Source organism: Pseudomonas sp. G3-19, from assembly GCF_054855875.1.
In genome coordinates this window covers 5,448,571-5,469,464 of record NZ_JBMPIQ010000003.1, presented here as the reverse complement: position 1 = coordinate 5,469,464, position 20,894 = coordinate 5,448,571, and the positions used below count along the sequence as shown (strand labels likewise).

Here is a 20,894-nt window from a genome sequence, read left to right as displayed (position 1 = left end):
TCCCTGTGTACAAAGCAGCACCCGGCCTGTGCACCGGGTGCCTGATGCCACCGCAAAAACCTTAGCCGGTATTGCGCAACCCGGCGGCAATCCCCGCCACAGACACCAGCAGCGCCTGCTCCACCGGGCTGCCCTGCTCGACATTTTGCTGCCGTGATCGGGCCAACAGCTCGGCCTGCAATAGATGTAGCGGATCAAGATAAGTGTTGCGCAGACGGATGAATTCCAGGGTGTCCGGGCTATGTGCCAACAGCTGCGACTGCCCGGTCAAGCCGAGCACCACCGCACACGCCTGCGACAATAGGTCGCGTAACTGCGCGCCCAACGGCAGCAAGTCCGGCTCGACCAGACGCTGGTCGTACGAAAGCGCGATGTCGGCGTCGGCCTTGGCCAGGACCATTTCCAGCATGTCGATACGGGTGCGGAAGAACGGCCACTGTTCGCGCATCTGCCCGAGCAGTTCGCCCTCGCCACGCGCCAGCGCCTTGCTCAGCGCAGTTTCCCAGCCGAGCCACGCCGGCAGCATCAGCCGCGTTTGCGTCCAGCCGAAGATCCACGGAATCGCCCGCAGACTCTCGATCCCACCGGCACGGCGCTTGGCCGGACGGCTGCCAAGGGGCAAGCGCCCCAGTTCCTGCTCCGGCGTCGATTGGCGGAAATACTCGACGAACTGCGGATTTTCACGCACCACGGCGCGGTACGCGGCGACGCCATCGGCGGCCAGTTCATCCATCAGGTGTCGCCATTCGGGCGTCGGTGGCGGTGGTGGCAACAACGTCGCTTCCAGCACGGCAGCCAGATACAGATTGAGGTTCTGCTCGGCGATGTCCGGCAGGCCGAATTTGAATCGAATCATTTCGCCCTGCTCGGTGGTGCGGAAGCGCCCCGCCACCGAGCCCGGCGGCTGCGACAGAATCGCCGCGTGCGCCGGACCGCCGCCACGGCCCACGGTGCCACCGCGACCGTGGAACAACAGCAGTTCGACTTGCTGCTCGCGGCAGATCTCCACCAGCCGCTCCTGCGCGCGATATTGCGCCCACGCCGCCGCGGTGGTACCGGCGTCCTTGGCCGAGTCGGAATAACCGATCATCACTTCCTGCGGGCCTTGCAGCCTCGCGCGGTAGCCCGGCAGCAGCAACAGACGCTCCATCACCGGCCCGGCGTTGTCGAGGTCGGCGAGGGTTTCGAACAGCGGCACCACACGCATCGGCCGCAGCACGCCGGACTCTTTCAGCAGCAGTTGCACTGCCAGCACGTCGGAGGCGGCGCCCGCCATCGAGATCACGTAGGAACCCAGCGAGGCGCCCGGTGCGGCAGCGATTTCCTTGCAGGTGGCGAGTACTTCAGCGGTGTCGGCGGACGGTTTGAAATGCGCCGGCAGCAGTGGGCGACGATTGCTCAATTCGCGGGTGAGGAAGCTGATGCGCTGTTCTTCGTCCCAGTCTTCGTAGCGACCAAGGCCGAGGTAGTCGGTGATTTCGGTCATTGCCGAGCTGTGTCGCGTCGAATCCTGACGCACATCGAGGCGCACCAGGAACAGGCCGAAGGTCACCGCCCGGCGCAGGCAATCGAGCAGCGGCCCGTCGGCAATCACGCCCATGCCGCACTCGTGCAGCGAGTTGAAGCACAGCTCCAGCGGATCGAGCAGATCGCGGTTGTTGTGCAACACATCGGCTGGCGCTGGCGTTGTAGCGCTGAGCGAGGCGTGCGCCCAGTTGCGCGTGGCGCGCAGGCGTTCGCGCAATTGCTTGAGCACCGCCCGATAAGGTTCGGCGCTGTCGCCGGCCTTGGCCTTGAGCGCGTCGCTGGCCTGCTGCATCGACAGCTCGGCGGCCAGGTGATCGACATCGCGCAGGTACAGGTCGGCAGCCATCCAGCGCGCCAGCAACAGCACTTCGCGGGTCACTGCGGCCGTGACATTCGGGTTGCCGTCGCGATCGCCACCCATCCACGAGGCAAAGCGAATCGGCGCCGCCTCCAGTGGCAAGCGCAGGCCCGTCGCTTCATACAGCGCCTTGTCGGCCTTGCGCATATGGTTGGGGATCGCCTGCCACAGCGAATGCTCGATCACCGCAAAACCCCATTTCGCTTCGTCGACCGGGGTCGGCCGGGTGCGGCGGATTTCTTCGGTGTGCCAGGCTTCGGCAATCAGCCGTTGCAGGGTGTTCTGGATCTGTTCGCGTTCGGCGCTGGTCAGGTCGCGATGATCCTGCGCGGCCAGTTGCGCAGCGATCGCGTCGTACTTCTGAATCAAGGTGCGCCGCGCCACCTCGGTCGGGTGGGCGGTCAGCACCAGTTCGATTTCCAGGCGCGCCAGTTGTCGCGCCAGCGATTCGGCGCTGTGACCTTCATTGCGCAGGCGGGCGAGCAGTTCCGGCAGCACGCGGGACTCGAACGGCGCGGGCTGCGACTCTTCGCGGCGATGAATCAGCTGATACTGCTCGGCGATGTTCGCCAGGTTGAGAAACTGGTTGAACGCCCGCGCCACCGGCAGCAGTTCGTCTTCGCTCAACTGATTGAGGCTGGCGCTGAGTTCGGCGTCCATCGAGCCACGGCGGTCGGCCTTGGCGCCCTTGCGGATCTGCTCGATCTTGTCGAGAAATTCCTCGCCGTACTGGTCACGGATGGTATTGCCCAACAGCTCACCGAGCAGGTGAACGTCCTCGCGCAAGCGTGCATCAATATCGGTCATCAGCAGTTCTCCAGCGTTAATCGGGACGGCGCAGAAACGAATGCTTTGCCCAGAGAGTGCCGCTCTACGGCGCTTCTTACAAGCAGACGACGAAGGGACTTTAAACCTTGTGGCTTGAAGCTAGTCTCAACAGTAAGCCGTACAACGGCTTGCCGCCGGCCCCGCCGGACACTCACCCAGGCCTGCCACGAGCAGGCGCGAAATGAGGTCATCATGAAAATTCGTGAACTCGCCCAGCATTGGGAAGAAAACGCCAAGGGTCGCCTGACCGACACCGGCTACACGATTCATCTGGACGTCGAGGCCGCTGCGCGGCTGGCGGCGATCGCCGAGATGTACCCCAAACGCCACCCGGAAGAACTGCTCGGCGAACTGATCGGCGCCGCGCTCGAAGAGTTCGAGGCGAGCCTGCCGTATGTGAAAGGCTCGACGGTGGTGGCGACTGATGAGGAAGGTGATCCGCTGTATGAAGATGTCGGGCCGACACCGCGGTTTCTGGCGCTTTCTCGCCGGCATCTGCAGGATTTATCCGCCGCTGCCGGCAAGCAAAAACACTGACACAACAAAGATCAAACTGTAGGAGTGAGCCTGCTCGCGATAGCGGTGTATCTGTGGCTTTTGATGCTGACTGACACACTGCTATCGCGAGCAGGCTCACTCCTACAGGGTCGTGTTTCCTTTTGAAAAGTTTTCTGACTTTCCCCCGCGCGTACCTCTCCCCGCCTCCAAAGTTCCCGGTTTAGAGCCTTGTCCGTTTGGTCAAAAAAAATTTTGGCGATAGGCCATCTTTTCTGAACTTTTGAAAAACGCCTCCGGTCGGAAGCTGTAACCACGCCTGGAACGAGCGTTTCAAAAACGCGCTTTTACACGACGCTTGCGGCTCCTCGACCAGGATGGATTTTCGGTTTTATCAGGAGTTAAACAATGGAGTTGAAGACCATGAAGACCCAAACCTCGTTCTCCCACCTGCGCGGTCTGAAACTGGCTGCTCTGGCTATCGGTACCAGCTTCGTTCTGGCCGGTTGCGCCGGTAACCCGCCGACCGAGCAGTACGCCGTGACTCAATCGGCCGTCAACAGCGCCGTCAGCGCCGGTGGTACCGAGTTCGCTGCAGTGGAAATGAAGCAGGCTCAGGACAAGCTCAAGCAAGCCGAAATTGCCATGCACGACAAGAAGTATGAACAGGCTCGCACCCTCGCCGAACAAGCTGAATGGGACGCTCGCGTAGCAGAACGCAAGGCTCAGGCTGCCAAGGCCGAACAGGCTGTGAAGGATTCCCAGAAAGGTGTTCAGGAACTGCGTCAGGAAAGTCAGCGCACCGTGCAGTAAGCGCGCATCCCGAATCGCAAAGCTGAAACTTTTATCGATAGAAAGGACGACAAATTATGCGTAAGCAACTGATGATCCCCGCTCTTCTGGCCGCAAGCGTTGCCCTGGCTGCCTGCTCCACTCCGCCTAACCCGAACCTGGAACAGGCGCGCACCAACTACGCCGGCCTGCAGGCCAACCCACAGGCAAGCAAAGTCGCTGCCCTGGAAACCAAGGACGCCAGCGATTACCTGGACAAGGCCGACAAGGCTTATCTGGACAAGCAAGACGCAGCCAAGGTTGACCAACTGGCCTACCTGACCAACCAGCGCGTGGAAGTGGCCAAGCAGACCATCGCCCTGCGCACCGCTGAAAACAACCTGAAAAACGCTGCCGCGCAACGTGCTCAGGCGCGTCTGGACGCTCGTGATCAGCAGATCAAACAACTGCAGCAGAGCCTGAACGCCAAGCAGACCGATCGCGGTACCTTGGTGACTTTCGGTGACGTGCTGTTCGCCACCAACAAGGCTGACCTGAAATCCAGCGGTCTGGTGAACATCAACAAACTGGCGCAATTCCTTCAGGAAAACCCTGATCGCAAAGTGATCGTCGAGGGTTACACCGACAGCACCGGCGCGGCTTCGTACAACCAGTCGCTGTCCGAGCGTCGCGCGACCTCGGTACAAGTCGCTCTGATCAAGATGGGCGTAGATCCTTCGCGCATCGTGGTTCAGGGTTATGGCAAGGAATACCCGGTTGCTGATAACAGCAGCGTCTCGGGTCGTGCGATGAACCGTCGTGTGGAAGTGACCATTTCCAACGACAACCAGCCAGTGATGCCACGTTCGGCGGTCAGCTCGAACTAAGCAACACGCGCTAACGCAAAAGCCCCGCCTGAGTGATCAGGCGGGGCTTTTTTGGTGGGAGCTGAAATTGCGGCCCCTCACCCCAGCCCTCTCCCGAGGGAGAGGGAGCCAAATGGGGGATTCTCAAGAAATACATCGACCTGAAAGTGCTTGGCCGAATCAATAATCGACACAATCTTTCAGGTCGGCGTAACTCGAAGGCCCCCTCGGTCAATCCCCTCTCCCACTGGGAGAGGGTTAGGGTGAGGGCTGAACCTGCAGAATCACTCCTCCAGCTTCTGCGGAGTCTCTTCACCCATGCAGCGCACGGCTTTTTTCTGCGCATTGATCAGCACCCCGGTCAGGCCTTTCTGCTCGGTGTCGAACAGCACCAGCACGCCATCGATGCACTGCGCCATTTGCGGCGCCGGGTCCAGTGAGACTTTGTAGTCTTCGCCCGGCACGGTCTTGAGCATGGTGAATTCGTTGAGCAGCAGCGCATCCTCGGGTTTGGCGAAGTGCAGGTAACCGTAGTACCACAGCGCCCCGACGGTGCCGAGGATGCTGCAGATACCGGTGATGATCAGCGGGATGGCGTTACGTTCTTCAGTCATTGCGGACTCTCATCTTCAGAATTCGGGGCTTGCGGGTAGTTCGGGATCTCGCCGAGGCGGCGCAGGCCGTTGAAATGTTCGGGATCTTCCAGATAGCGCAGCATCACCTGGCGCCAGACAGGGTCGCCGAAGGTCTGCACGTGGCCGCCGCGGGTCAGCTGCAGCACGCGCGGTGGCGGCGCAGCCTGATACAGGCGGATGGCGTTGGCCATCGGCACCAGCGGGTCATCGATGCTGTGAAAGATCAGTTTCGGCACGCCCGTGAGCTGCGGCATCGAGTTGATCGCGCTGTCGCCGTCCGGCACCAGCCACGACAGCGGCACCTGAAACGGCCAGGTCAGCCATGAAGTGCTGAGGGCGTACTGGCCGACGCTGCGATAACTGGCGGGCACACCGTCGAGCACGAAGGCCTTGAGTTGCTTCTGCCGCTCCGGGTGCTGCACCAGCCAATGCACGGCCATCGAGCCGCCGAGGCTCTGGCCTAGGAGGATCAGCGGTTTGCCTTTGACCTCTGGCGCCTTGTCGAGCCAGGCGAACGCGGCGTCGATGTCCTGATAGATCGCCGGCAGGCTCGGCTTGCCCTCGGACAAGCCATACCCGCGATAGTCCACCAGCAGCACCTGATAGCCGTTTTTCGGCAACCACCAACTGCCGCCGAGGTGCATCGGCAGGTTGCCGCCGTTGCCGTGCAGGTGCAGGACTGTGCCTTTGACTTCAACGCCAGGTTTGGCTGGTAGCCACCAGGCGTTCAGCTTCAAGCCATCCGTCGTGACCAATGTGACGGTGCGGTATTCGAGCTTGGCTTTTTCCGGGGTGAAGATCTGGCCCGGCTCGGGGTAAAACAACAACGAACTGCAACCACTGAGGGTCAGGAGCAGGCAAAGGATGCCGAGGATTCTCATCCGGTGAAACCTCGCAGAATTCGAATTGGAATACAGTCAAAAACTGTAGGAGTGAGCCTGCTCGCGATAGCGGTGTGCCAGTCGATATTTATGTTGATTGACACACTGCTATCGCGAGCAGGCTCACTCCTACAAGGGGTTTGTGTGTGGTTCAGAGGATGTTGGAGTAATCCGCCTCGATCCGGTCCAGGCTCAAGTGATTGAGGAAGTTGGAGAAGCACATCCACGCCGACAGCGCGTTCATGTCACGGAACTGTTCCGGCAAATATTTCGGCGGCACCACCAGACCTTCATCGACCAACTGACGCAGGGTACGCATGTCTTCCAGGGTGGTCTTGCCGCAGAACAGCAGCGGCACTTGCTCAAGCTTGCCCTTACGCACGGCCAACTGAATGTAGTTGTAAACCATGATAAAGCCCTTGAGATAGGACAAGTCTTTGGTGAATGGCAGACCGGTCGGGGTCGAACCACGGAACACCCGGCTGGCGTTGCCATAGCTTTCGGCCATTTCAAAGCCCTGCTCGCGGAAGAACTCGAACACCTGCAAAAAGTCCGCGCCCTCCTCGACCATGTGAATGGCGCGGGTGCGGTTGGTCAGTTTGCGCAGGCGACTCGGGTAGGAGGCGAAGGTGATGATTTCCATCAAGATCGCCAGGCCTTCCTGGGTCACCGTCGACGACGGTGGGCCTTTGGACAGGAAGGTGCAGATCGGCTGGTTCAAGCCATTGAGCGTGGTGCCGACGTGCACCAGACCTTCGTGGACTTCCAGTGCACGCACGTCGCGGTCGTTGAACAGCGCGTCGGTGCGGATCTTGATGTAGTCGGCGCCTGCCGCCGCGTCGGCGACGATGCCGTCGGACTCGAACACGCGGATGGTTTCCTCGGCCTCGCCGAACACCTTGTTCAACCGGGTTTGCAGCAGGTGAACGGCATCCTTGGCGGTGAGGACCTTCGGCTCGTCCTTCAGGTCGCCACGGCCATCAATGTTGTTCAGGTAGTCGGACATCATCAGGCCGAGGTCGGCCAGGGTCGGGTCGCCGGCGTGGAACGCATCGGAGGCGGCGCCGTAGAGTTCCTGGGAGATCAGGCCGAAATCCTCGGTGCCGCGCGCTTCGAGCATGCGCACCACCATGCGGTATTCCTTGCACATGCGCCGCATGATCTGCCCGACCGGGTTGAACTGGCCGAGCTGGCGGGTGATGTCGCGCTCGATGTTCTGGAATTCCAGTTTGACCTTGCTCGAATCGAAGGACAGCGGCCGATTGAGGTAGTAGTCGCGATCCACCGCCGGCATTTCCTTGCCCTTGGCCTTGAGAAAGCCCTTGCGGATGTTCTCGTCCCACTTCACCGCATCGAGCACGCGGATCGGCGTCTGCGCCAGCACAATGCGATCGGACAGCGTGCGTATCGTCTGCTGGTAATCGTCCACCCGAAACTCCTGTAGAAAACTGAATTATTTGGCGCGGGCCTGGCGCTGATAGCGCGCGGCCTCGACGAATACATCGGAATTGGCCGGATCGTCGAGGTAAGCAAAGACCTTGTCGAGGCTACTGTCGACTTGCACGCCGTCGCCATCGTCCTCGGTCTGGAAAGCCTTGCCGTCGAGGGTTTGCTGTTTGATCGCCTGATTGATCTGTTCGAGGTCGAGGTTGTACACCACCAGCTCGTGTTTGTCGGTGAGTTCGAACCCGGCGATGGTGTATTGGCCACCGTAACGCGCCGGCACTTTCGCCGACAGGTACCAGCGACTGCCATGGCGCGACACGGTGAACGGGAACGCCTCGCGCTCGTGAGGCCGGGCCTTGAACCAGGTGATGGCCTGATAGCGATCGTTGCCGACGCGGGTCAGCTCAAGGTTCATCGGCTCGCCCCAGGCATTGGTGCTCGACCACTTGCCCAGCAGGCCCTTGGGCACCGGGTCACTGGCAGGCAGCGGATCCTTGAAGGTCACCAGACAGCCACTGAGCAGCAGGAACGACAGGGCGATCAGCACGCCACGCCAGGCTTTCATTCAATACTCCCTATGAACACGCGTCGCCCTGATGATCCGGCTCAGTCCCCTTGTGGGAGCGGGCTTGCTCGCGAAGGCGGTGGGTCAGTCAACTGAATCGTTGAATGTGATACCGCATTCGCGAGCAAGCCCGCTCCCACAGGGGATTTCCATCAGCTGTCAGACCGAGGCGAGGACCAGATGCATGTACCGCGTCAGAATCCCGAGCATGTCCTGTTCGGCCAAAGGCTCGGCGTCGTTGAGCAGGCCCTGATATTCCATCCGTCCGATAATCGCCGTCAACACCTTGGCATCTTGCTGCGGTTCACGCGAGCCCAGCACCTGGAACAACTGGCAGGTGCCCTGCAGCAGAATCTGCTGATGCGAGCGCACCAGATCCGCCAGCCGCGGGTTGAGCAGCGCTTCCTGGCGGAACGCCTGCTCGGCCATCAGGTGTTCGCGGCGATTGACCAATTGCCGGTGCACATAGTCGGCCATCAGCCGCGCGATGTCGTCCGCCAGTTGCGAGCGCGACTCGGGGCTACCGTCGCCCCTGACGACCATCTCGCGCAGCAGGCCTTCGTTGTTGATCCACAGCTTGGCCATGTAGGCCGCGCTGCGTTCGACGTATTGGGCGAAGGTATCGGTGAGCAGGTCATCGATATCCTTGAAGTAATAGGTGGTGGCCGACAGCGGCACACCGGCCTCGGCCGCCACCGCACGGTGGCGCACGGCGCGCACGCCGTCACGCACGACAATGCGCATCGCCGCGTCGAGAATGTCCTGTCGACGCTGCTCACTGCCCTGTCGGCTGGCCTTGCGGCCCTGGTACTGAACACTTTCAGCGACCGCAGTGGCGATACCCGCTGCACCTTCTTGAGCGATTGCAACCATCACGACTGGACTTCCTCTGCTATTGCAAAATTAACCAATTGATACATTTGTACCAGACAGGCAATAAAAAGCCGCCTGTTTTAGGCGGCTTTTTAACTGAAACGTTTACGCTTGCGGTCGCATGTGCGGGAACAGGATCACATCGCGGATCGACGGCGAGTTGGTCAGCAACATCACCAGGCGGTCGATGCCGATACCTTCACCGGCCGTTGGCGGCATGCCGTACTCCAGCGCGCGCACGAAATCGGCGTCGTAGTGCATGGCTTCGTCGTCGCCGGCGTCCTTGTCGGCCACCTGCGCCATGAAGCGCTCGGCCTGGTCTTCCGCGTCGTTCAACTCGGAGTAGGCGTTGGCGATTTCACGGCCGCCGATGAACAGCTCGAAACGGTCGGTGACGTTCGGGTTCTCGTCGTTACGACGGGCCAGCGGCGACACTTCGAACGGGTACTGAGTGATGAAGTGCGGCTGCTCCAGCTTGTGCTCGACCAGTTCTTCGAAAATCATCACCTGCAGCTTGCCCAGACCTTCGAAGCCCAGCACCTTGGCGCCGGCCTTCTTGGCGATGGCGCGCGCCTTGTCGATGTCGTTCAGGTCATCGGCAGTCAGCTCAGGGTTGTACTTGAGGATCGAGTCGAACACCGACAAACGGGCAAACGGCTCGCCGAAGTGGAACACCTTGTCGCCGTACGGCACGTCGGTGCTGCCCAGCACCAGCTGTGCCAGTTCACGGAACAGTTCTTCGGTCAGGTCCATGTTGTCTTCGTAGTCGGCGTAAGCCTGGTAGAACTCCAGCATGGTGAATTCAGGGTTGTGACGCGTCGAAACGCCTTCGTTACGGAAGTTGCGGTTGATCTCGAACACTTTCTCGAAACCGCCAACCACCAGACGCTTCAGATACAGCTCAGGCGCGATACGCAGGAACATTTCCATGTCCAGCGCATTGTGGTGGGTTTCGAACGGCTTGGCTGCGGCGCCGCCAGGAATGGTCTGCAGCATCGGCGTTTCGACTTCGAGGAAGTCGCGCTTCATCAGGAAGCTGCGGATGTGCGCGATCACTTGCGAACGCACGCGGAAGGTCTGGCGCACTTCTTCGTTGACGATCAGGTCGACGTAACGCTGACGGTAGCGCTGTTCGGTGTCGGTCAGGCCGTGGTGCTTGTCCGGCAGCGGGCGCAGCGACTTGGTCAGCAGGCGCACGTTGGTCATTTCGACGTACAGGTCGCCCTTGCCGGAACGCGCCAGGGTGCCTTCGGCGGCAATGATGTCGCCCATGTCCCAGGTCTTGACGGCGGCCAGGGTGTCTTCGGACAGGGTTTTACGGTTGACGTAGACCTGGATGCGACCGGTCATGTCCTGGATCACCATGAACGAGCCACGGTTGAGCATGATGCGACCGGCAACCTTGACCGGGATTGCAGCCTCGGCCAGCTCTTCCTTGGTCTTGTCCGCGTATTTCTTCTGCAGATCTTCGCAGTAGTTTTCGCGGCGGAAGTCGTTCGGGAAGGCGTTGCCCTTGGCGCGCTCGGCAGCCAGCTTTTCCTTGCGCAGGGCGATCAGGGAGTTTTCTTCCTGTTGCAGGGCTTGCGGGTCGAGTTGTTGGTCGCTCATGTCTTCAGATATTCCATCAGGTTCGTTGCCCCCGGACCTGGCGGCCCGGGAATCGCCAGCAGGGCTGGCTCCTACAGGGATCGCGTTGCATCAGCGACCCTGCGTGCGTCTTTTACAGCCCCGACTTCAGGCTGGCTTCCAGGTATTCGTCGATGTCGCCGTCGAGCACCTTGTCGCAGTCGCTGCGTTCAATGTTGGTGCGCAAGTCCTTGATCCGCGACGCGTCGAGCACGTACGAACGGATCTGATGACCCCAGCCGATGTCCGACTTGGTGTCTTCCAGCGCCTGGGAAGCGGCGTTGCGCTTCTGCATTTCCTGCTCGTACAACTTGGCCCGCAGCATTTTCATGGCGGTGTCCTTGTTGGCGTGCTGGGAACGCTCGTTCTGGCAGCTGACCACGGTGTTGGTCGGTACGTGAGTAATACGTACGGCCGAGTCGGTGGTGTTTACGTGCTGACCACCGGCACCGGAGGAACGATAGGTGTCGATCCGCAGGTCTGCCGGGTTGATTTCGATTTCGACCTTGTCGTCGATCTCTGGCGAGACGAAAACCGCAGAGAACGAGGTGTGGCGACGGTTGCCGGAGTCGAACGGGCTCTTGCGCACCAAGCGATGCACGCCGATCTCGGTACGCAGCCAGCCAAAGGCGTATTCGCCCTTGATGTGCACGGTCGCGCCTTTGATACCGGCGACTTCACCGGCCGACAGTTCCATGATGGTCGCGTCGAAACCGCGTTTGTCCGCCCAGCGCAGGTACATGCGCAGCAGGATGTTGGCCCAGTCCTGGGCCTCGGTGCCGCCGGAGCCGGCCTGGATGTCCAGGTAGGCGTTGTTCGGGTCCATCTCGTGGCTGAACATGCGGCGGAATTCAAGCTTGGCCAGTGACTCTTCAAGCCCTTGAAGCAGTTCAACGACGTCGTTTACCGCGCCTTCGTCGTTTTCTTCAACGGCCATGTCGAGCAGCTCGCGGGAATCGGCCAGACCACTGGACAGCTCATCCAGGGTGTCGACGATCTGCGCCAGCGATGCTCGCTCGCGGCCCAGTTCCTGGGCGTATTCAGGTTTGTTCCAGACTGCAGGATCTTCAAGCTCGCGATTGACTTCGATCAGACGCTCATGCTTTTGATCGTAGTCAAAGATACCCCCGAATAGTTTCGGAGCGCTCGGACAGGTCCTTGATGGTGTTCAGGATCGGGTTGATTTCCATGACGGGCAGCACTCGTTGGCGAACTTTTGAAAGCCGGCGAGTATAACGTAATCACGCTGTCACGGCAGCCCGTCTGGCGGGTGTTGAGGCGATTCACTTGACATGGCCTGACGCAGATCCCTTGTGGGAGCGGGCTTGCTCGCGAAGGCGGTGTGTCATTAAGCATCGATGTCGACTGATACTCCGCATTCGCGAGCAAGCCCGCTCCCACAGGGGGATTGCGAACCTATTCGATACCCACCTGATTACGCCCGTTGTTCTTCGCCAGGTACAACCCACGATCCGCCGCCGAAATCGAGCAGCCGGCAATCGCTGCCCGCCTGCGGCACCATGGTCGCCAGACCGATGCTGATGGTCAGGCTCGCCCCGTCGCCCGGGGTGTTGTGCGGAATCTTCAGCGCCGCCACGGTCTGGCGCAGTTTCTCTGCCACCAGTCGTGCGCCGCCCGGCGAGGTGTTCGGCAGCACCAGCGCGAACTCTTCACCGCCGTAGCGGGCCGGCAGGTCCGACGGTCGGGCGCTGGCGTCGCGGATCGCCGTGGCGACCTTGCGCAGCGCCTCATCGCCTTCAACGTGGCCGAAGCTGTCGTTGTAGGACTTGAAGTAATCGACGTCGATCATCAGCAACGACAACTGGCTCTGTTCCCGCAACGACCGGCGCCATTCCAGCTCCAGGTACTCGTCGAAGTGCCGGCGGTTGGACAGCCCGGTCAGCCCATCGGAGTTCATCAGCCGTTGCAGCACCAGGTTGGTGTCGAGCAATTGCTGCTGGCTGACGCGCAACGCACGGTACGCCGCATCGCGCTGCAGCAGGGTCATGTAGGAGCGCGAGTGATAGCGGATGCGCGCCACCAGCTCGATGGTGTCCGGCAGTTTCACCAGATAGTCGTTGGCCCCGGCCGAGAACGCCGCGCTCTTGATCAGCGGGTCTTCCTTGGTCGACAGCACGATGATCGGGATGTCCTTGGTCGCCGGATGATTGCGGTATTCGCGCACCAGGCTCAGGCCGTCGAGGCCGGGCATCACCAGGTCCTGCAGAATCACCGTCGGCTTAATCCGTACCGCCTGGGCGATGGCCTGGTGCGGATCGGAGCAGAAGTGGAAGTCGATGTTCTCTTCATTCGACAGCCCACGGCGCACGGCTTCGCCGATCATCGCCTGATCGTCCACCAACAACACCATGGCGGCGTTTTCGTCGGTTTTAATGTCGTCGATCTGTAAATCATTCATGGGCGGTCACCTGAGTACTGCGGGGGCCAGGATTGCGGAATAGCCTGTTCATTTGGGGAAAACCTCCAGCAATCGTGGCGCTATCTTTTCCAGTGGACGGATTTCGACGGCCGCATCGATCGCCGCTGCTGCCTTGGGCATGCCGTACACCGCACTGCTTTGCTGGTCCTGCGCGATGGTCAGATAACCCTGCTGGCGCATGAGCTTAAGCCCTTGCGCCCCGTCGCGTCCCATCCCGGTCAATAAAACCCCGACGGCATCGCCGTTCCAATAGCTGGCGACACTTTCGAAAAACACGTCGATCGAAGGCCGGTAGATCTCGTTGACCGGCTCGGCGGTGTAGGCCAGCGTGCCGTTTTTCAATAAACGAATATGGTGGTTGGTGCCGGCCAGCAGCACCGCGCCGGCCTGCGGTGGCTCGTCCTCGCGGGCCAGGCGTACATCGAGGCCACTGGCGCTGGCCAGCCATTCGGCCATGCCCGCGGCAAACACCTGATCCACGTGCTGCACCAGCACGATGGCGGCCGAGAAATGGCGTGGCAGGCCCTTGAGCAGGACTTCCAGCGCGGCCGGTCCGCCGGCAGACGAGCCGATCGCCACCAGCCGCTTGCACGACGCCGAACTGCGGTGAGGCGTCGGCACCGGACGCGAGCGCGGGGTTTTCTCGCCGATCAGCCAGCCGATGTTGAGGATCTTGCGCAGCAACGGCGCCGCCGCTTCCTGCGCGTTCCCCGCACCAATGGCCGGGGTATCGACCACGTCCAGCGCGCCGTGGCCCATGGCTTCAAAAACCCGGTGCACGTTTTGCTGACGGTCGACCGTGACGATAACGATCGCGCACGGGGTTTCGGCCATGATCCGTCGCGTGGCTTCGACGCCATCCATGACCGGCATGATCAGGTCCATCAGGATCAGATCCGGGGTGTTTTCGGCGCACAACCGCACCGCCTCGGCGCCGTTGTTGGCGACCCAGACCACCTGATGCGCCGGCTCGAAGGCCAGCGCGCGGCGCAAAGCCTCCACCGCCAGGGGCATGTCGTTGACGATTGCGATTTTCATGCCCGCGCTCCTCCAATGAGCTCAACCACTGCATCAAGCAGGGCGTCGTCATGAAAACTGGCCTTGGCTAAATAATAGTCGGCGCCAGCGTCCAGTCCACGACGCCGGTCCTCTTCACGATCCTTGTACGAGACCACCATCACCGGCAGCGATTGCAGGCGGTTGTCGCGGCGCAACAGGGTGACCAGTTCGATGCCATCCATGCGCGGCATGTCGATGTCGGTGATCAGCAAATCGAAGTCCTCCGAACGCAGCGCGTTCCAGCCGTCCATGCCGTCCACCGCGACCGCCACGTCATAGCCGCGATTGAGCAGCAACTTGCGTTGCAACTCGCGCACGGTCAGCGAGTCATCGACCACCAGAATCCGTTTGCGCGCCACTTCGGCGGCCTGATTGCCATGGCGGGCAATGCGCTCCAGACGCCCGGTGTTGAGCAGTTTGTCCACCGAGCGCAGCATGTCTTCGACATCGACGATCAGCACCACCGAACCGTCGTCGAGCAGCGCCCCGGCGGAAATATCCTGAACCTTGCCCAGTCGCTCATCCAGCGGCAGCACCACCAGCGTGCGCTCGCCGACAAACCGCTCCACCGCCACGCCGTAGATTGCGTCACGCTCGCGGATCACCACGACCTTGAGGGTTTCGCCGCTGCTCTGACTGGCCGGACGATTCAGCAACTGGCTGGCCGCGACCAGCCCGACATGCCGACCTTCGTGCCAGAAATGCTGACGGCCCTCGATCTGCACGATGTCCTGTGGCTCCAGATCGCACATGCGTTCGATATGCGCCAGCGGAAACGCATAAGCCTCCTCGCCGACTTCGACCACCAGACTGCGCACCACCGACAGGGTCAGCGGCACTTCCAGATGAAAGCGGCTGCCCTCGCCCGCCGTCTGCTCCAGCACCACCGCGCCGCGCAGTTGCCGCACCATGTGCTGCACCGCATCAAGACCGACGCCACGCCCGGACACTTCGGTCACCGTGTCGCGCAGGCTGAAACCCGGCAAGAACAGGAAGGTCAGCAGTTCTTCTTCGCTCAACTGCGCGGCAGTTTCTGCCGGTGACAATTGGCGTTCAACGATGCTGCGGCGGACCTTTTCCAGATCGACGCCATTGCCATCATCGCTCAATTCCAGCACCAGCAAACCGGCCTGATGCGAGGCACGCAGGCGGATCAGGCCTTCTTCGGACTTACCCTTGAGCAAGCGTTGTTCCGGGGTTTCGATACCGTGGTCAACCGCGTTGCGCAGCAAGTGAGTCAGCGGCGCTTCGAGTTTTTCCAGTACGTCGCGGTCGACCTGGGTCTTCTCGCCTTCGATCTCCAGCCGCACCTGTTTGCCGAGGCTGCGCCCCAGGTCTCGAACCATGCGCACCTGACCGGTGAGCACGTCGGCGAACGGGCGCATGCGGCAGGCCAGCGCAGTGTCGTAGAGCACCTGGGCGCGCTGGCTGGCTTGCCAGGCGAACTCGTCGAGCTCGGCGTTCTTTTCCGCGAGCAATTGCTGGGATTCGGCCAGCAGGCGCCGCGCATCTTCGAGGGCTTCCTGGGCCTCAAGGCTCAGCGCATGTTCCTTGAGGTGCACATTGAGACTTTCCAGCGCCCGCAGGCCGTTGTTCTGCATGCGCCTGAGGCGCTGCATGGTCGCCAGATGCGGCTTGAGGCGCTGGGTTTCGACCAGCGATTTACTCGACAGGTCGAGCAGGCTGTTCAGGCGTTCGGCGGTGACCCGCAGCACGCGCTCGCCGCCCTCGGTGGTGCGCTTGTTCTTGCGCGGTGCCGGGTCGGAGGTTTCCAGCGCTGTATCGATCGATGGCGCCGGGGTTTCAATCGGCGCAGGCGGCGGCGCCTGCATCTGCAATTCGGCCATGGGCAGCGGCGCCACTGCGGGCGCTGCCGAAGGGTCGAGCAGGAGTCCCATCAACGCCACATACGCTTCGATGTCCGGCGCTTGCGGAGCATTGGCCGGCGTGGCGATGCGCATCAACAGATCGGTGCCCTGCAACAACGCATCGATGTGCTCGGGCCGCAGCAACAGCCGCCCCTCCTGCGCGCTGACCAGGCAATCTTCCATCACATGGGCGACGCTGACACCGCTGTCGATGCCGACGATCCGCGCCGCGCCCTTGAGCGAGTGCGCCGCACGCATGCACGATTCCAGATAGTCGGCCTGAGTCGGGTTGCGCTCCAGCGCCAGCAGCCCGCTGCTGAGCACCTGTGTCTGGGCTTCGGCTTCCAGGCTGAACAGCTCCAGCAGCGAGGCGTCGCGCATTTGCTCGGGGGTCATGTGAGGCTCCGGGTCACGGCGGACAGCAGCTGTTCTTCATCCAGCCAACGCAGGCTGCGCCCCCGGAATTGCAGGACACCACGGGTGTATTTGGCGCTGGCCGTGCTGTTGTGCTCACCGCCGGCACGCGACGCGGCGTCGAGAATTTTTTCATCGATGGCGTGGATGCCGTCGACCTCGTCCACCGGCACCACCACCGGTCCGCCGTGGGCGGCGATGATCAGCATGCGCGGCATGATCCGCGCGCCGGTGGCTGGTGCGGCGTTGCCATCAAGGTCGAGCAACTCGACCAGCGACAGGCACGCGACCAGCGCGCCGCGCACGTTCGCCACGCCGAGCAAGGCCCGCGAACGCTGGTGCGGCAACGAGTGAATCGCCTGCAGCGGCGCTACCTCCACCAGGCTGCGGGTGGCCAGTCCCAGCCATTCTTCGCCGAGGCGAAACATCAGCAACGAACGGGTTTTGACGTCGGTTTCAACCGCGATGGCAACCGGGTCGCGCTCGTCCTGCTGCAACGCATAGCGGTCAAGCAGGCGCGTGGCGGCGGCGGAATACACCGCGCAGTTACGGCAATGAATATGCTCGGCCAGCAACGGGCACGACTTGTCGCCATGAATACCGATACGGTTCCAGCAATCATCGATGGCCCGGGCGTCTTCGTGGGTGACGTTCAAGGTGTCGGACGGGATCATCGTTTACGCTCACTGTCGGCGGTGCGGCCGCTGCGGGCGGCGCGTTCCTGCAATCGTCTGGCACCGGCGCTGTCACCCTGGGCCTGCAGCAACGCGGCCAGATGCATCAACGCTTCGGGGTGTTGCGGTTCAAGGTACAAGGCCTTGCGGTAATGACTCTGGGCTTCGAGCGCGGCGCCGGCCACGTCGCTGAGCAGGCCGAGCCAGTAGAACACCTGCGCCACCGGTTCGTGGCTGCGCAGGTATTGCTCGCACGCCGCACGGGCCTCGGCGCTTTTGCCTTCGTTGGCCAGCGCGGCGATGTTGGCGAGCAAGGTCGCCGCGTCCGGGTTGGCGCTTTTGCTGTTGACGGGCAACGGTGCAACGCTGGCAAACGGCCGCGGACGCACCGGCGGCGATACTGGCGGCGGACTGCGCAGCGGTTGGCGCACCGGCAAAGGGGTCGGGGTCGGCAATGCCACAGGTTCGGGCATGGGTTCAGCGTGTCGACTGAAGGCAAACGACTGCGGGATGCCGATCGAGCGCATGCCCAGGCGCCCGAGCAGACTGCCCTCGGCCGGGCCGATGAACAACACGCCATCAACGTGCGTCAGACGCTTGAGCACTTCGAAGACTTGCTTCTGGGTCGGCTGGTCGAAATAGATCAACAGGTTGCGGCAGAACACGAAATCGAACGGCGGCTCACCCGCCAGCAGCGTCGGATCCAGCACATTGCCGGCCTGCAGGCGCACCTGCTCACGCACCGCTTCGCTGACCCGATGGCCGTCCTGCTCGGCGGTGAAATGACGCTCGCGAAAATCCAGATCCTGCCCCCGAAACGAGTTCTTGCCGTAAAGAGCCCGCCGCGCCTTGTCCACCGACAGCGGGCTGACGTCCATGCCGTCGACCTTGAACTGATGCGGCTTGAGCCCGGCATCGAGCAAGGCCATGGCAATCGAATAGGGTTCTTCGCCGGTCGAGCACGGCAGGCTGAGGATGCGCAGCGCGCGCATGTTGTTCAATTCGTCCAGCCGCTTGCGCGCCAGCTTGCCGAGGGTGGCGAAGGATTCCGGATAACGGAAAAACCAGGTTTCGGGGACGATCACCGCTTCGATCAACGCCTGCTGTTCGTCGCGCGAACCCTGCAGCAGTTGCCAGTATTCATCGCTGTGCGCCGCTTGCGAGAGCGTGATGCGTTGGCGCACCGCGCGCTCGATGATCGCCGGCCCCACCGAGGTGACATCCAGGCCGATGCGTTCCTTGAGGAAATCGAAAAAACGCTGGTCGCTGCTCATGACTGCGCCCCAAGCGGCGCCGGAAACAGCAGGCTGCGCACCGCGTCATCCAGCAAGTCGTTGACCCGCACCCATTGCACCAGCCCCTGGGCATCTTCGCGCACCGGGCCGAGGTACGGCGCCTGACGATTGTCCAGGCCATACGGCTGGAAATCCTCGGGGTTGCAGCGCAGGGTGTCGGTCGCCTGCTCAAGGATCAGCCCGAGCCAGCGCGACGGCTGCCGTTCATCCGGACGGTAATGCACCAGCACCAGCCGCGTACTGGTGCGCGCCTCGGCGGGATGGCCGAAAGTCAGCGCGCTGAGGTCGATGGCCGGTACCACCGCACCGCGGTAGGCGAACACCCCGGCGACCCAGTTCGGCGCTTGGGCAATCGGCTTCAACGGCAGGCGCGGCAACACTTCCGCCACCTCGGTGGCGCGCAAGGCGTAACGCTCGCTGCCGATGCGAAACAGCAGGAACAACGCCTGCTTCGCCACCGGCGCAGCGCTGCGTTTGGCGGTGATTTCGCTCATCAGACTTTGAATCGCGAAACGCCGCTGCGCAGCCCGACGGCCACCTGGCTCAGTTCGTCGATGGCGAAACTGGCCTGACGCAGCGACTCGACGGTCTGGCTGCTGGCGTCGCCCAACTGCACCAGCGCATGGTTGATCTGTTCGGCACCGGTGGCCTGGGCCTGCATGCCTTCGTTGACCATCAACACCCGCGGCGCCAGCGCCTGCACCTGATGGATGATCTGCGACAGCTGCTCGCCGACCTGCTGCACTTCGGCCATGCCCCGGCGCACTTCTTCGGAGAACTTGTCCATGCCCATCACGCCAGCAGACACCGCCGACTGGATCTCGCGGACCATCTGCTCAATGTCGTAAGTGGCGACGGCGGTCTGATCCGCCAGACGCCGTACTTCGGTGGCGACCACGGCAAAACCACGCCCGTACTCGCCGGCCTTCTCTGCCTCGATGGCAGCGTTGAGCGACAGCAGGTTGGTCTGGTCGGCGACCTTGACGATGGTCACCACCACCTGATTGATGTTGCCGGCCTTCTCGTTGAGGATCGCCAGTTTGGCATTGACCAGATCGGCCGCGCCCATCACCGAGTGCATGGTGTCTTCCATGCGCGCCAGGCCTTGCTGGCCGGAACCGGCGAGTACCGAGGCCTGATCGGCGGCGGTGGACACTTCGGTCATGGTGCGCACCAGATCCCGCGAGGTGGCGGCGATTTCACGTGAGGTCGCGCCGATTTCGGTGGTGGTGGCCGCGGTTTCGGTGGCGGTGGCCTGTTGCTGCTTGGAGGTGGCGGCAATTTCGGTCACCGAAGTGGTCACCTGCACCGAGGAGCGTTGGGCCTGGGACACCAGCGAAGTCAGCTCGGTCATCATGTCGTTGAAGCCGGTTTCCACCGCGCCGAACTCGTCCTTGCGATCGAGGTTCAGACGGCTGCTCAGGTCACCGGTACGCATGATTTCGAGAATCTTCACGATGCGGTTCATCGGCGCCATGATCGCGCGCATCAGCAACAGACCGCAGGCCCCGGCTGCGAGCACGGCCACCAGCAGCGAGACGAACATGCTGACCTTGGCCGCCGCCACGGCTTCGTCGATGTTGGCCATGGCCTGATCAGCGACCCGTTTGTTTTCGCCGATGATGTCGTTGAGTTTCATGCGGCCGGTGTACCAGGCCGGGGTCAGCTTCTCGGTGAACAGCTTGACCGCGTCGGCTTCCAGGTTGCGCTTGTGCAAGTCGAGCACCTGATCCTGGATCTGCATGTAGTTGTCGTGATCCTTCTCGAACGCAGCGAACTCGACCCGGTCCTCGTCGGTGGTGACGGTGTTGCGGTAGTTGGCCATCTGCTCCTGCAGGCGCGTCTCGAAGGCCTTGTAGTCCGCCGCGTCTTCGCTGCTGATGCCCTGCCCTTCCTTGAGGCCGAGCAGTTCCTGGGTCTGCAGATAACTGTCGACCCACGCGCCGCGGATCATCGAGCTGTAATAGACGCCGGGAACGGCGTCATCACGCACGCTGCTTTCACTGGCTTCGATTTTCAGCAGGCGGGAATACGAAACGACGACCATCAGCAACATGATGGCGATAATCACCGCAAAGCTCGCCAAAATGCGTTGGCGTAACGTCCAGTTCTTCACAGTGATTCCTCGTGCCTAAGTCGAAATGCGGGGAGTATAGCCGAGGGCGGTGTTTCATTTATAAGACGCTTTTTAACCCTCGGGCCGGCCCGACGTGGTTCGCGGGAAGGCTCTGGGGTGGGACTGTCCGACAATCCGGGGCTGGCGTGCCAGTGAT

Annotated in this window: 17 protein-coding genes and 1 pseudogene; 3 read left to right on the top strand and 15 right to left on the bottom strand. The window is 62.0% G+C overall.

All coding sequences use genetic code 11. The features are described from left to right. Positions 1 to 61: 61 nt before the first annotated feature. Positions 62 to 2,692, bottom strand: coding sequence for a phosphoenolpyruvate carboxylase (gene ppc, locus ACOYXI_RS24835; protein ID WP_461675413.1), 2,631 nt, complete (start codon positions 2,690 to 2,692; stop codon positions 62 to 64). A 213-nt stretch (positions 2,693 to 2,905) separates the two neighbouring features. On the opposite strand from ppc, the gene ACOYXI_RS24830 reads away from it, so the two are divergent. From ACOYXI_RS24830 to ACOYXI_RS24820, 3 genes are all read left to right on the top strand, one after another. Next, a complete protein-coding gene (locus ACOYXI_RS24830; RefSeq protein WP_003222064.1) occupies positions 2,906 to 3,250 on the top strand; it encodes a hypothetical protein in 345 nt (114 codons plus the stop codon). A gap of 366 nt (positions 3,251 to 3,616) precedes the next feature. After that, positions 3,617 to 4,021, top strand: a complete 405-nt coding sequence (locus tag ACOYXI_RS24825; RefSeq protein WP_007964219.1) for a DUF4398 domain-containing protein — start codon at positions 3,617 to 3,619, stop codon at positions 4,019 to 4,021. Positions 4,022 to 4,077: 56 nt separating this feature from the next. Next, the gene (locus ACOYXI_RS24820) at positions 4,078 to 4,866 is read left to right on the top strand and encodes an OmpA family protein (protein WP_007964218.1); all 789 of its coding nucleotides are present in this window, start codon (positions 4,078 to 4,080) and stop codon (positions 4,864 to 4,866) included. 263 nt (positions 4,867 to 5,129) lie between these two features. Here the strand turns inward: ACOYXI_RS24820 and ACOYXI_RS24815 are convergent, their stop codons facing one another. From ACOYXI_RS24815 to ACOYXI_RS24750, 14 genes and pseudogenes are all read right to left on the bottom strand, one after another. After that, a complete protein-coding gene (locus tag ACOYXI_RS24815; RefSeq protein WP_461675412.1) occupies positions 5,130 to 5,459 on the bottom strand; it encodes a hypothetical protein in 330 nt (109 codons plus the stop codon). Beyond that, the gene (locus tag ACOYXI_RS24810; RefSeq protein WP_461675411.1) at positions 5,456 to 6,361 is read right to left on the bottom strand and encodes an alpha/beta hydrolase; all 906 of its coding nucleotides are present in this window, start codon (positions 6,359 to 6,361) and stop codon (positions 5,456 to 5,458) included. Before ACOYXI_RS24810 ends, ACOYXI_RS24815 begins: the two co-directional genes overlap by 4 nt. Before the next feature lie 151 nt (positions 6,362 to 6,512). After that, positions 6,513 to 7,790, bottom strand: coding sequence for a flavohemoglobin expression-modulating QEGLA motif protein (locus tag ACOYXI_RS24805; protein WP_095667407.1), 1,278 nt, complete (start codon positions 7,788 to 7,790; stop codon positions 6,513 to 6,515). A 24-nt stretch (positions 7,791 to 7,814) separates the two neighbouring features. After that, entirely contained in the window at positions 7,815 to 8,372 is a 558-nt protein-coding gene (locus ACOYXI_RS24800) for a hypothetical protein (RefSeq protein WP_461675410.1), read from the bottom strand. Positions 8,373 to 8,531: 159 nt separating this feature from the next. Next, positions 8,532 to 9,245, bottom strand: coding sequence for a TetR/AcrR family transcriptional regulator (locus ACOYXI_RS24795; RefSeq protein WP_461675580.1), 714 nt, complete (start codon positions 9,243 to 9,245; stop codon positions 8,532 to 8,534). A 105-nt stretch (positions 9,246 to 9,350) separates the two neighbouring features. Then, the gene (gene lysS / locus ACOYXI_RS24790) at positions 9,351 to 10,853 is read right to left on the bottom strand and encodes a lysine--tRNA ligase (protein WP_041063265.1); all 1,503 of its coding nucleotides are present in this window, start codon (positions 10,851 to 10,853) and stop codon (positions 9,351 to 9,353) included. Between the two features lie 112 nt (positions 10,854 to 10,965). After that, positions 10,966 to 12,061 (bottom strand): peptide chain release factor 2 gene (prfB, locus tag ACOYXI_RS24785; RefSeq protein WP_096795805.1). Its coding sequence is split into 2 segments (ribosomal slippage): positions 10,966 to 11,988 and positions 11,990 to 12,061, totalling 1,095 coding nucleotides; the frame shifts between segments, so codons are not numbered across the junction. 226 nt (positions 12,062 to 12,287) lie between these two features. After that, positions 12,288 to 13,290, bottom strand: a pseudogene (locus ACOYXI_RS24780) (diguanylate cyclase domain-containing protein). Between the two features lie 48 nt (positions 13,291 to 13,338). Further along, positions 13,339 to 14,349: a chemotaxis-specific protein-glutamate methyltransferase CheB gene (gene cheB, locus ACOYXI_RS24775; RefSeq protein ID WP_461675409.1), complete on the bottom strand. Its 1,011-nt coding sequence runs from the start codon at positions 14,347 to 14,349 to the stop codon at positions 13,339 to 13,341. Then, positions 14,346 to 16,634: a response regulator gene (locus ACOYXI_RS24770; protein ID WP_461675408.1), complete on the bottom strand. Its 2,289-nt coding sequence runs from the start codon at positions 16,632 to 16,634 to the stop codon at positions 14,346 to 14,348. Before ACOYXI_RS24770 ends, cheB begins: the two co-directional genes overlap by 4 nt. After that, positions 16,631 to 17,326 carry a chemotaxis protein CheW gene (locus tag ACOYXI_RS24765; RefSeq protein ID WP_461675407.1) on the bottom strand — a complete coding sequence of 232 codons (696 nt, stop codon included), beginning with the start codon at positions 17,324 to 17,326 and terminating at the stop codon, positions 16,631 to 16,633. Before ACOYXI_RS24765 ends, ACOYXI_RS24770 begins: the two co-directional genes overlap by 4 nt. Then, on the bottom strand, positions 17,323 to 18,600 hold the full coding sequence (locus ACOYXI_RS24760) for a CheR family methyltransferase (protein ID WP_461675406.1): 1,278 nt from the start codon (positions 18,598 to 18,600) through the stop codon (positions 17,323 to 17,325). The genes ACOYXI_RS24765 and ACOYXI_RS24760 overlap by 4 nt, the downstream gene beginning before the upstream one ends. Beyond that, positions 18,597 to 19,115, bottom strand: coding sequence for a chemotaxis protein CheW (locus tag ACOYXI_RS24755; RefSeq protein WP_461675405.1), 519 nt, complete (start codon positions 19,113 to 19,115; stop codon positions 18,597 to 18,599). The genes ACOYXI_RS24760 and ACOYXI_RS24755 overlap by 4 nt, the downstream gene beginning before the upstream one ends. Further along, positions 19,115 to 20,737 carry a methyl-accepting chemotaxis protein gene (locus tag ACOYXI_RS24750; protein WP_134785519.1) on the bottom strand — a complete coding sequence of 541 codons (1,623 nt, stop codon included), beginning with the start codon at positions 20,735 to 20,737 and terminating at the stop codon, positions 19,115 to 19,117. Before ACOYXI_RS24750 ends, ACOYXI_RS24755 begins: the two co-directional genes overlap by 1 nt. Between the last annotated feature and the right edge of the window lie 157 nt (positions 20,738 to 20,894).

Excerpts from the sequence above, each read along its gene's own strand:
- ppc (WP_461675413.1), bottom strand. The coding sequence starts at position 2,692 with ATGACCGATATTGATGCACGCTTGCGCGAGGACGTTCACCTGCTCGGT.
- ACOYXI_RS24830 (WP_003222064.1), top strand. The coding sequence starts at position 2,906 with ATGAAAATTCGTGAACTCGCCCAGCATTGGGAAGAAAACGCCAAGGGT.
- ACOYXI_RS24825 (WP_007964219.1), top strand. The coding sequence starts at position 3,617 with ATGGAGTTGAAGACCATGAAGACCCAAACCTCGTTCTCCCACCTGCGC.
- ACOYXI_RS24820 (WP_007964218.1), top strand. The coding sequence starts at position 4,078 with ATGCGTAAGCAACTGATGATCCCCGCTCTTCTGGCCGCAAGCGTTGCC.
- ACOYXI_RS24815 (WP_461675412.1), bottom strand. The coding sequence starts at position 5,459 with ATGACTGAAGAACGTAACGCCATCCCGCTGATCATCACCGGTATCTGC.
- ACOYXI_RS24810 (WP_461675411.1), bottom strand. The coding sequence starts at position 6,361 with ATGAGAATCCTCGGCATCCTTTGCCTGCTCCTGACCCTCAGTGGTTGC.
- ACOYXI_RS24800 (WP_461675410.1), bottom strand. The coding sequence starts at position 8,372 with ATGAAAGCCTGGCGTGGCGTGCTGATCGCCCTGTCGTTCCTGCTGCTC.
- ACOYXI_RS24795 (WP_461675580.1), bottom strand. The coding sequence starts at position 9,245 with ATGGTTGCAATCGCTCAAGAAGGTGCAGCGGGTATCGCCACTGCGGTC.
- lysS (WP_041063265.1), bottom strand. The coding sequence starts at position 10,853 with ATGAGCGACCAACAACTCGACCCGCAAGCCCTGCAACAGGAAGAAAAC.
- cheB (WP_461675409.1), bottom strand. The coding sequence starts at position 14,349 with ATGAAAATCGCAATCGTCAACGACATGCCCCTGGCGGTGGAGGCTTTG.
- ACOYXI_RS24770 (WP_461675408.1), bottom strand. The coding sequence starts at position 16,634 with ATGACCCCCGAGCAAATGCGCGACGCCTCGCTGCTGGAGCTGTTCAGC.
- ACOYXI_RS24765 (WP_461675407.1), bottom strand. The coding sequence starts at position 17,326 with ATGATCCCGTCCGACACCTTGAACGTCACCCACGAAGACGCCCGGGCC.
- ACOYXI_RS24760 (WP_461675406.1), bottom strand. The coding sequence starts at position 18,600 with ATGAGCAGCGACCAGCGTTTTTTCGATTTCCTCAAGGAACGCATCGGC.
- ACOYXI_RS24755 (WP_461675405.1), bottom strand. The coding sequence starts at position 19,115 with ATGAGCGAAATCACCGCCAAACGCAGCGCTGCGCCGGTGGCGAAGCAG.